7 protein-coding genes and 6 pseudogenes are annotated in these 9,627 nt (G+C 48.4%); 9 read left to right on the top strand and 4 right to left on the bottom strand.

What is annotated here, in order from left to right:
* Nucleotides 1-890: 890 nt before the first annotated feature.
* The gene (locus tag ACJHYR_RS24370) at nt 891-2,165 is read left to right on the top strand and encodes a colicin Ia central receptor-binding domain-containing protein (protein WP_271171360.1); all 1,275 of its coding nucleotides are present in this window, start codon (nt 891-893) and stop codon (nt 2,163-2,165) included.
* A 21-nt stretch (nt 2,166-2,186) separates the two neighbouring features.
* Here ACJHYR_RS24370 and ACJHYR_RS24375 read toward each other — a convergent pair whose 3' ends face one another.
* Entirely contained in the window at nt 2,187-2,522 is a 336-nt protein-coding gene (locus ACJHYR_RS24375) for a colicin 1A immunity protein (RefSeq protein ID WP_029400677.1), read from the bottom strand.
* A gap of 128 nt (nt 2,523-2,650) precedes the next feature.
* On the opposite strand from ACJHYR_RS24375, the gene ACJHYR_RS24380 reads away from it, so the two are divergent.
* Nucleotides 2,651-2,998, top strand: coding sequence for a DUF6404 family protein (locus tag ACJHYR_RS24380; protein ID WP_000142451.1), 348 nt, complete (start codon nt 2,651-2,653; stop codon nt 2,996-2,998).
* A 19-nt stretch (nt 2,999-3,017) separates the two neighbouring features.
* Here the strand turns inward: ACJHYR_RS24380 and ACJHYR_RS24385 are convergent.
* Nucleotides 3,018-3,398 (bottom strand): annotated as a pseudogene (locus ACJHYR_RS24385) (hypothetical protein); the annotation flags it as partial.
* 161 nt (nt 3,399-3,559) lie between these two features.
* Between ACJHYR_RS24385 and ACJHYR_RS24390 the strand changes: the two are divergent.
* Nucleotides 3,560-4,012: an acyltransferase gene (locus tag ACJHYR_RS24390; protein ID WP_001519992.1), complete on the top strand. Its 453-nt coding sequence runs from the start codon at nt 3,560-3,562 to the stop codon at nt 4,010-4,012.
* 388 nt (nt 4,013-4,400) lie between these two features.
* Here the strand turns inward: ACJHYR_RS24390 and istA are convergent.
* Nucleotides 4,401-5,159: pseudogene (gene istA, locus ACJHYR_RS24395) on the bottom strand (IS21 family transposase); the annotation flags it as partial.
* A gap of 115 nt (nt 5,160-5,274) precedes the next feature.
* Between istA and ACJHYR_RS24400 the strand changes: the two are divergent.
* From ACJHYR_RS24400 to ACJHYR_RS24425, 6 genes and pseudogenes are all read left to right on the top strand, one after another.
* Nucleotides 5,275-5,478: pseudogene (locus ACJHYR_RS24400) on the top strand (CcdB family protein); the annotation flags it as partial.
* 462 nt (nt 5,479-5,940) lie between these two features.
* On the top strand, nt 5,941-7,107 hold the full coding sequence (sopA, locus tag ACJHYR_RS24405) for a plasmid-partitioning protein SopA (RefSeq protein WP_001519994.1): 1,167 nt from the start codon (nt 5,941-5,943) through the stop codon (nt 7,105-7,107).
* Entirely contained in the window at nt 7,107-8,078 is a 972-nt protein-coding gene (locus ACJHYR_RS24410; protein ID WP_001519995.1) for a ParB/RepB/Spo0J family plasmid partition protein, read from the top strand. The genes sopA and ACJHYR_RS24410 overlap by 1 nt, the downstream gene beginning before the upstream one ends.
* Nucleotides 8,079-8,364: 286 nt before the next feature.
* Nucleotides 8,365-8,539, top strand: a pseudogene (locus ACJHYR_RS24415) (hypothetical protein); the annotation flags it as partial.
* A gap of 389 nt (nt 8,540-8,928) precedes the next feature.
* Nucleotides 8,929-9,354 (top strand): antirestriction protein, encoded by a 426-nt coding sequence (locus tag ACJHYR_RS24420; protein ID WP_001198928.1) that lies wholly within the window; start codon nt 8,929-8,931, stop codon nt 9,352-9,354.
* Nucleotides 9,355-9,400: 46 nt separating this feature from the next.
* Nucleotides 9,401-9,496 (top strand): annotated as a pseudogene (locus ACJHYR_RS24425) (hypothetical protein); the annotation flags it as partial.
* A gap of 53 nt (nt 9,497-9,549) precedes the next feature.
* On the opposite strand, the pseudogene ACJHYR_RS24430 reads toward ACJHYR_RS24425, so the two are convergent.
* Nucleotides 9,550-9,627, bottom strand: a pseudogene (locus ACJHYR_RS24430) (IS6 family transposase); the annotation flags it as partial.

Below are 9,627 nucleotides of genomic sequence, written 5' to 3' on the forward strand. Positions count from 1 at the left end.
AACGTTCAGTTCTTTTCTGACAGTGGCTGAGTGCAAAAACATTGTTGCTGTTATGGGGTATGTCCGGTTTTTGTATTTCTCCTGAGAATACTCAGACTGTGATGCTGCCACAGCGTTAGCAGGCTTTCCGAACGGTATAACTCCCCCTTCATCATGTTAATGATAATCACTATCATTAAATCTTGACATGCCATTTTCTCCTTAATAAATTAATACTGTATATGCATCCATGTATACAAGCAGTTATTTCATTTGTTTTCCTCAGCGGATGAAGGAGATACCGAATGTCTGACCCTGTACGTATTACAAATCCCGGTGCAGAATCGCTGGGGTATGATTCAGATGGCCATGAAATTATGGCCGTTGATATTTATGTAAACCCTCCACGTGTCGATGTCTTTCATGGTACCCCGCCTGCATGGAGTTCCTTCGGGAACAAAACCATCTGGGGCGGAAACGAGTGGGTCGATGATTCCCCAACCCGAAGTGATATCGAAAAAAGGGACAAGGAAATCACAGCGTACAAAAACACGCTCAGCGCGCAGCAGAAAGAAAATGAGAATAAGCGTACTGAAGCCGGAAAACGCCTCTCTGCGGCGATTGCTGCAAGGGAAAAAGATGAAAACACACTGAAAACACTCCGTGCCGGAAACGCAGATGCCGCTGATATTACACGACAGGAGTTCAGACTCCTGCAGGCAGAGCTGAGAGAATACGGATTCCGTACTGAAATCGCCGGATATGATGCCCTCCGGCTGCATACAGAGAGCCGGATGCTCTTTGCTGATGCTGATTCTCTTCGTATATCTCCCCGGGAGGCCAGGTCGTTAATCGAACAGGCTGAAAAACGGCAGAAGGATGCGCAGAACACAGACAAGAAGGCCGCTGATATGCTTGCTGAATACGAGCGCAGAAAAGGTATTCTGGACACGCGGTTGTCAGAGCTGGAAAAAAATGGCGGGGCAGCCCTTGCCGTTCTTGATGCACAACAGGCCCGTCTGCTCGGGCAGCAGACACGGAATGACAGGGCCATTTCAGAGGCCCGGAATAAACTCAGTTCAGTGACGGAATCGCTTAACACGGCCCGTAATGCATTAACCAGAGCTGAACAACAGCTGACGCAACAGAAAAACACACCTGACGGCAAAACGATAGTTTCCCCTGAAAAATTCCCGGGGCGTTCATCAACAAATCATTCTATTGTTGTGAGCGGTGATCCGAGATTTGCCGGTACGATAAAAATCACAACCAGCGCGCTCATCGATAACCGTGCAAACCTGAATTATCTTCTGACCCATTCCGGTCTGGATTATAAACGCAATATTCTTAATGACCGGAATCCGGTGGTGACAGAGGATGTGGAAGGTGACAAGAAAATTTATAATGCTGAAGTTGCTGAATGGGATAAGTTACGGCAAAGATTGCTTGATGCCAGAAATAAAATCACCTCTGCTGAATCTGCGGTAAATTCGGCGAGAAATAACCTCAGTGCCAGAACAAATGAGCAAAAGCATGCAAATGACGCTCTTAATGCCCTGTTGAAGGAAAAAGAGAATATCCGTAACCAGCTTGCCGGCATCAATCAGAAGATAGCGGAAGAGAAAAGAAAACAGGATGAACTGAAGGCAACGAAAGACGCAATTAATTTCACAACAGAGTTCCTGAAATCAGTTTCAGAAAAATATGGTGCAAAAGCTGAGCAGTTAGCCAGAGAGATGGCCGGGCAGGCTAAAGGGAAGAAAATACGTAATGTTGAAGAGGCATTAAAAACGTATGAAAAGTACCGGGCTGACATTAACAAAAAAATTAATGCAAAAGATCGTGCAGCGATTGCCGCAGCCCTTGAGTCTGTGAAGCTGTCTGATATATCGTCTAATCTGAACAGATTCAGTCGGGGACTGGGATATGCAGGAAAATTTACAAGTCTTGCTGACTGGATCACTGAGTTTGGTAAGGCTGTCCGGACAGAGAACTGGCGTCCTCTTTTTGTTAAAACAGAAGCGATTATAGCAGGCAATGCCGCAACGGCTCTTGTTGCACTGGTCTTCAGTATTCTTACCGGAAGCGCTTTAGGCATTATCGGGTATGGTTTACTGATGGCTGTCACCGGTGCGCTGATTGATGAATCGCTAGTGGAAAAAGCGAATAAGTTCTGGGGTATTTAAATAAAATATAAGACAGGCTGTCTATCTTACAGACAGCCTTTTTATAATAACAGAAAGAATATATATCATACTTAACGGAAGAGATAATAGGAAAACAGTACCCGTATAAACAGCAAGCAATCCCATTTTTCCGGGAGTATCAGCAAAAAAACCGCTGTTCCAGAAATCAGGCCGGGTAAATTTCAGAGCTGTATCTTCAATATACCATTTTGCAACCGGATACAAAACCATTCCGCAGAGAGAAATACACCAGAACAGTAATCTGTATTTAAAATCATAATCCCATGACATATACAGCATATATCCCCCCGTCACCCATCCCCACCACATATTATTAAAATAATATTTTCTGTTCATCGGCCTGTTTTCCTTTCTTTTGCACTTTTGTCAGTGTACTGATGCATGACAACATAACCACAGCATGATAATAATAATCAATAACAATAAGCTGTGTCACGTTTACATCATGGAACGGAGGTGCTCCTGTGACTTTTGAGCAGAAAAAAGCCCGGGCCATTGCCCTGATGGACAGCAAAAAGATGTGGCGGAGCAATTATGCCCCTCCTCTTCTGCGTATTCTATGGCGGCTGGGTATCCGGCTTCCGCCATTACCCTTTATGCCGTTCTGGCAGGTCACGGTGCTGACGGGGGGCTTATGGGGCATTTCCTGGGGATGTGCAATGTGGTTTATTTACTGGGGGCCGTCAGGAATGGTGGCAGGCGAGGCCATTATTATAAGTATCACGGGTGGTTTTTTGTCCGGACTGTGCATGGCCTCTTTCCACTGGTGGCGCAGGAAAGTTAACCGGCTGCCACCATGGGATGATGTGTAAACCGTGCACAGGCGTGTTCTTACGGAGCGGCACTTTCATTTATCTGTACGCGAACCTCCATTCCTGCATCGTGACATGCCTGCAGCCACTGCGCCACTTCCAGCGGATCGCCCTCCCGGCGTACCACTCTGCCTTCTTTATTCCATAACTGCAGACAGGTGCTGCCGTCGAGACGCACCACAAAATCCCCACGGCAGGCCTGATACGTTATGCCGTTCAGCTCTACCGCCAGATCAGTGGCAGAAGTGCCGTCTGCGGGCAGACCTGCTGCCGGGACCAGCGGCAGTACGACGACTTCTGCCGCACGCTGTTCTGCCCGGAGGCGGTCCTTTTCTGCCAGCAGCAGAGGCTGTGCCACGGCCCGGCCGGCGTCCGTCAGTTCCACTACCAACTGCGTGTTTCCCGGCGCGCAGATCAAATTTCTGGTGGAAGTGGAGCCAGAGCTGATTTTTTGCTGGGCATCGGTAAAAGTGCGGCTTATAAGCTATTCTGAAATATTGAGAGTGAATCTGGGCGGTATAATTCCGGCAAGTGTCATCTGTATTTAAAGGACGTGTGAGTATGAAATTTATGGAATGTACTGTCCGGGATGTGATTTATGGAACCAATGTACGTATTGTTAAACCGGTCAACATTTATAAATGTGAACTCAGGGACAACGTGTTTGTCGGACCCTTCGTTGAGATACAGAAAGGCTGTGTCATTGGTCGTGGAAGCCGGATACAGTCGCACACGTTTATTTGTGAGAACGTAACACTGGGTGAGAACTGCTTCATTGGTCATAACGTGACGTTCGCCAACGATCTGTTTCACTCAGGAGCACCAGATCCGTCACCGGATAACTGGATCAGCATTATCCTAGGGGATTCGGTTACTGTTGGCAGTGGAGCCATTATTCTGTCTCCGTATATATGCAGCGGAGCTGTTATTGGTGCGGGGGCTGTTGTGGTAAAAAACATTGAGAAAAAAGGCATTTATGCAGGAAACCCGGCAAGATTGATCAGAACATTATGAAAAAGAAAAGGGGCGTTACTGGCCCTTTTTATCAGAGGTAGGTCTGTGAATACGGCAGGTGTACAGAAATCGATTGCAGGGGATCGATTTCCAGAGCCGCCCGATATTCTGCGTCAGTGATATCACCTTTTTTCAGTAAATAATCGAGAGCATTGTTTCCCAGCCCTGACAGTATGCGTATTCTGGCGCATCCGAAAATCAAACAGGCTGTCCATCATACCATGCTCTGGAAATACGGGAGGGCTGGCCAGATAGGCAGGTTTGACAATACTTCTGATGGTGTTCCAGTATCGGGAAAAGTCGCGGGTCGGGTCCGGGAGAAGACCTGACAGCAGCCCAATCCGGATGGTTTCCAACCAACTGTCATAAAATCACTTAACATGAAGTGAAGCTGATTAACATGGGCGAAACTGTCGAATCGGCGGTACCGGACGAAGAAGTTCTCCTTGAGGTATTTCACCATCCGTTCCACCTTAACTTTGGTTCTGGCCCTTCGTGGACGGCATGCCCGTGGCAGGAAGCCATAGTGATCGTCCAGCAGCAGGAACCCGGAGTTTAACACCACCTTCCCGTTGTTATTTTTCAGCAACGCAGCCTTCTGGTTATCGACCAGCACGGTTCTCACGCTGCCGTTGAAGTAGCGGAAGGCGCGGATTAGTGACTCATAGGTATGTTCAGCATCCTGCTTTGGTGCCACGAAGACATGGACGCGACGTGAGAACCACAGTGTATTAACCGCGAAGTTAACCCTGCATCGTTGCCCGGTAACCTCAGCCTCAAATTCTCCCCAGTCATGCTGTAGCTGGTAACCGGGCTTGAGTTTCGAAGTGAACCGTTTTCTTCGACGGCTGCATCTTACGTTTGGGCTGGATGTAGTAACGCAACATGGAACGACCACCGATTTAACCCATCGCTTTGATTTCTACCAGGAGGACCTCGCCGTTCCAGACGTTCTCAGCCTGACGCATGTCGATATAGCCCATGAACAGCTTGAGTTTGGCCATTTTGTGGCGCGTTTTTCTGGCTGGAGGTTCAGGTATCGTATGACAGTCCGCTCAGAGCAAACAACCTGAGTGGCAATATCAACAATATACGCACCTTGCTGGCGCATTTGCTTTGTCATGTAAAAGTCCTCTCTGCTCAGCATGCTGATGTCCTTTCTGGTGTGAGAACCTCAAGGAAACAATATGTTGGGTGGAGCGGACCATCCAAATGGTGAATTACTGTCTTATATCACTGGCGCTGACACGACGGATTATGGTCCCCAGGCCAGTGCACGTCTGTTATCAGATAAGGTCTCCCGTGAACTTTACCCGGTGGTGCATGTCGGGGGGGAAAGCTGGCGCATGATGACTACCGATATGGCCAGTGTGCCGGTCTCCGTTATAGGAGAAGAAGTAGCTGATTTCAGCCACCGGGAAAATGACATCAAAAACGCTATTAATCTGACGTTCTGGGGAATATAAATTAGACATCCTCCACGTTTTTCAGGGTGTGTAGGATGTGTGCGCCCAGCATGGGCGCGATCTTGGAGGTGAAAGCCCTCCCGCGAGCTGACTACAGCGAGCGAAAGGAAGTGCAACTGTGTGAGGGTGACCGAGCGTGGGAAGGAAGCACGGAATGACCCCGTGAACCGATGAATAAGAATCTGATATGAGGTGCGATGGAACAAGGCGAGCTGGCTTTAGGCTTCCCTTGACTCGCATAACCTCAACTTCTCGAACTGCCCGGTTGGAGCTGCATGCTGAGTGGTGTAGCAGGGCGCAGTCTTGTGCTACCCCCTATGCCAATCGATAAGGTGTTTGTTCTTCTTATATTTTTTGTTTTGTTGCTCTTATTTTAAACAACTTTGCAATTTTATTGTTGCTTTGCAATTAAATGCAAGATTTAATAAAAAAATGCAAAGCAATGATTAAAGGATGTTCAGAATGAGGCTTATGGAAACACTTAACCAGTGCATAAACGCTGGTCATGAAATGACGAAGGCTATCGCCATTGCACAGTTTAATGATGACAGTCCGGAAGCAAGGAAAATCACCCGACGCTGGAGAATAGGTGAAGCAGCGGATTTAGTTGGAGTATCTTCTCAGGCTATCAGGGATGCCGAGAAAGCAGGCCGGCTACCGCACCCGGATATGGAAATACGAGGGCGGGTTGAGCAACGTGTTGGTTATACAATTGAACAAATTAATCATATGCGCGACGTGTTTGGTACGAGACTGCGACGTGCTGAAGACGTATTTCCGCCGGTGATTGGAGTTGCTGCTCATAAAGGGGGCGTTTACAAAACCTCTGTTTCTGTTCATCTTGCTCAGGATCTGGCTCTGAAGGGACTACGTGTTCTGCTCGTGGAAGGTAACGACCCCCAGGGAACAGCATCGATGTATCACGGCTGGGTGCCAGATCTTCATATTCATGCAGAGGATACTCTCCTTCCTTTCTATCTTGGGGAAAAGGACGATGTCACTTATGCAATAAAGCCTACTTGCTGGCCTGGGCTTGACATTATTCCTTCCTGTTTGGCTCTGCACCGCATTGAAACTGAGCTAATGGGCAAATTTGATGAAGGTAAATTGCCCACCGATCCACACCTGATGCTCCGGCTGGCCATTGAAACCGTCGCTCATGACTATGATGTCATTGTCATTGACAGCGCGCCTAACCTGGGTATCGGCACGATTAATGTCGTATGTGCTGCTGATGTGTTGATTGTCCCCACGCCTGCTGAGTTGTTCGACTACACTTCCGCTCTGCAGTTTTTCGATATGCTTCGTGATCTGCTCAAGAACGTAGATCTTAAAGGGTTCGAGCCTGATGTACGTATTTTGCTTACCAAATACAGTAATAGTAATGGTTCTCAGTCCCCGTGGATGGAGGAGCAAATTCGGGACGCCTGGGGAAGCATGGTTCTAAAAAATGTTGTACGTGAAACGGATGAAGTTGGTAAAGGTCAGATTCGGATGAGAACTGTTTTTGAACAGGCTATTGATCAACGCTCTTCAACAGGTGCCTGGAGAAATGCCCTTTCTATCTGGGAACCTGTCTGCAATGAAATTTTCGATCGTTTGATTAAACCACGCTGGGAGATTAAATAATGAAGCGTGCGCCTGTAATTCCAAAACATACGCTTAAGACTCAACCGCTTGAAGATACTTCGTCATCGGCACCAGCTGCACCGATGGTGGATTCGTTAATTGCGCGCGTAGGAGCTATGGCTCGTGGCAATGCTATTACTTTGCCTGTATGTGGTCGGGACGTGAAATTTACCCTTGAGGTGCTCCGGGGAGATAGTGTTGAGAAGACCTCTCGGGTATGGTCAGGTAATGAACGTGACCAGGAACTGCTAACTGAAGATGCCCTGGATGATCTTATCCCTTCTTTTCTACTGACAGGTCAGCAGACACCAGCGTTTGGTCGAAGAGTGTCTGGGATCATAGAAATTGCCGATGGGAGCCGCCGCCGTAAAGCTGCTGCACTTACAGAAAGTGATTTTCGAGTTCTGGTTGGCGAGCTGGATGATGAGCAGATGGCTGCATTGTCCAGATTGGGTAACGATTATCGCCCAACAAGTGCTTATGAACGTGGTCAGCGTTATGCAAGCCGATTACAGAATGAATTTGCTGGAAATATTTCTGCGCTGGCTGATGCGGAAAATATTTCACGTAAGATTATTACCCGCTGTATAAACACAGCTAAACTGCCAAAATCAGTTGTTGCTCTTTTTTCTCATCCTGGTGAACTATCTGCCCGGTCAGGTGATGCACTTCAAAGAGCTTTTACAGATAAAGAAGAATTACTTAAGCAACAGGCATCTAACCTTCACGAGCAGAAAAAAGCAGGGGTGATATTTGAAGCTGAAGAAGTCATCACTCTTTTAACATCTGTGCTTAAAACGTCATCTGCCTCAAGAACTAGCTTAAGCTCACGACATCAGTTTGCTCCTGGAGCGACAGTGTTGTACAAGGGCGATAAAATGGTGCTAAACCTAGATAGATCTCGTGTTCCAACTGAGTGTATAGAGAAAATTGAAGCCATTCTTAAGGAACTTGAAAAAACGGCACTTTGATGCGGCATGTTTTAGTCTACATTTATCTGTCTTTACTTAATTTCCTTTAGCACAGGCTAGAAAACATAACTAACTGGTCTGAATATTATATCTGGGACCACGGTCCCATTTGTATTGTCGGTCTGATAATCAGTTTGGGACCACGGTCCCACTTGTATTGTCGGTCTGATTATCGGCCTGGGACCACGGTCCCACTTGTATTGTCGGTCTGATAATCAGTTTGGGACCACGGTCCCACTCGTATTGTCGATCAGATTATCTGCGTGAGACTACGATTCCATTAATGCCTGTAAGTGAGTGTGTAGAGCATATCCTGGCAAGTGGCCTGGTCTGTATGTGCTGTGAATATCGGGTTAACCGCCCCGCCGCTTGTTTGACCTCAATATTCTGCGGGAGTTGTCCTGGAGGCACGGGATGAAATCCGCAGCATGATGGATGCCTTGGCAAAAATCCGGAAATGATGACGATGGCGGTCCCCGGACAGAGCACAAAGGAAATCGCCGCCAGCTCCGCTTTACCCGGCCATGCAGGGCATGGCCTTGTGGGTTTTCAGTTATGTGGCCTCAGCGTCGTGTGCAGGCGGTGCCGTGCCTCCATCTTAGCCGGGCTGGCGTTGATGCAAGGGTACACTTCGCCGCTGCGGTCACCCGGTCCCTCCTTCCCGTCTGCCGTGATTTTCCGGTCGTTCACCCGCTCAGATTTCGCGGTTTCACCCTCCAACTCCCGTCAGCCGAGTGCGTCAGGCTGCGGCTTCCCTTGCGCCCCTGCATCCCCGCCTTATCGCCCGGCTTTTATGGAGGCACGGCACCGCCCGGTGTCGCGGAATATGTGAACAACGGAGGAAAACATCATGCAGTATGCGAAACCTGTCACTCTGAATGTTGAAGAGTGCGACCGTCTGTCTTTTCTGCCTTACCTGTTTGGCAACGATTTTCTGTATGCCGAGGCGTATGTGTACGCGCTGGCGCAAAAAATGATGCCGGAATATCAGGGTGGCTTCTGGCACTTCATCCGCCTGCCGGACGGTGGTGGTTACATGATGCCGGACGGTGACCGTTTCCACATGGTGAACGGTGCAAACTGGTTTGACCGTACCGTGAGTGCTGATGCCGCAGGCATAATTCTGACTTCCCTTGTGATTAACCGCCAGTTGTGGCTGTACCACGACAGCGGGGATGCAGGACTGACCCAGCTTTACCGGATGCGCGATGCGCAGTTGTGGCGTCACATCGAATTTCACCCTGAATGCAACGCGATTTACGCGGCTCTGGACTGATTAACGGACGGGGCGGCAATGCCGCCCCTGTAAAGGAGACGAGAACATGTACTGTACTGTTAAAGAAATTATCCGCGAAGTGCTGGATACAGACGTGCCGGACAGTGAATGCGTTTTTGCCGTGGTGCTGACCCGTGGGGATGGGCACTGTTGCAAAGTTAGCGATGAGGCAGCCTTTTGTCTTATTCAAAGGCCTTACATTTCAAAAACTCTGCTTACCAGGCGCATTTCGCCCAGGGGATCACCATAATAAAATGCTGAGGCCTGGCCTTT

Origin of the sequence: Escherichia sp. WS1450 (assembly GCF_046487395.1) — a bacterium.
In the GTDB taxonomy this organism is placed as follows: Bacteria; Pseudomonadota; Gammaproteobacteria; order Enterobacterales; family Enterobacteriaceae; genus Escherichia; species Escherichia coli.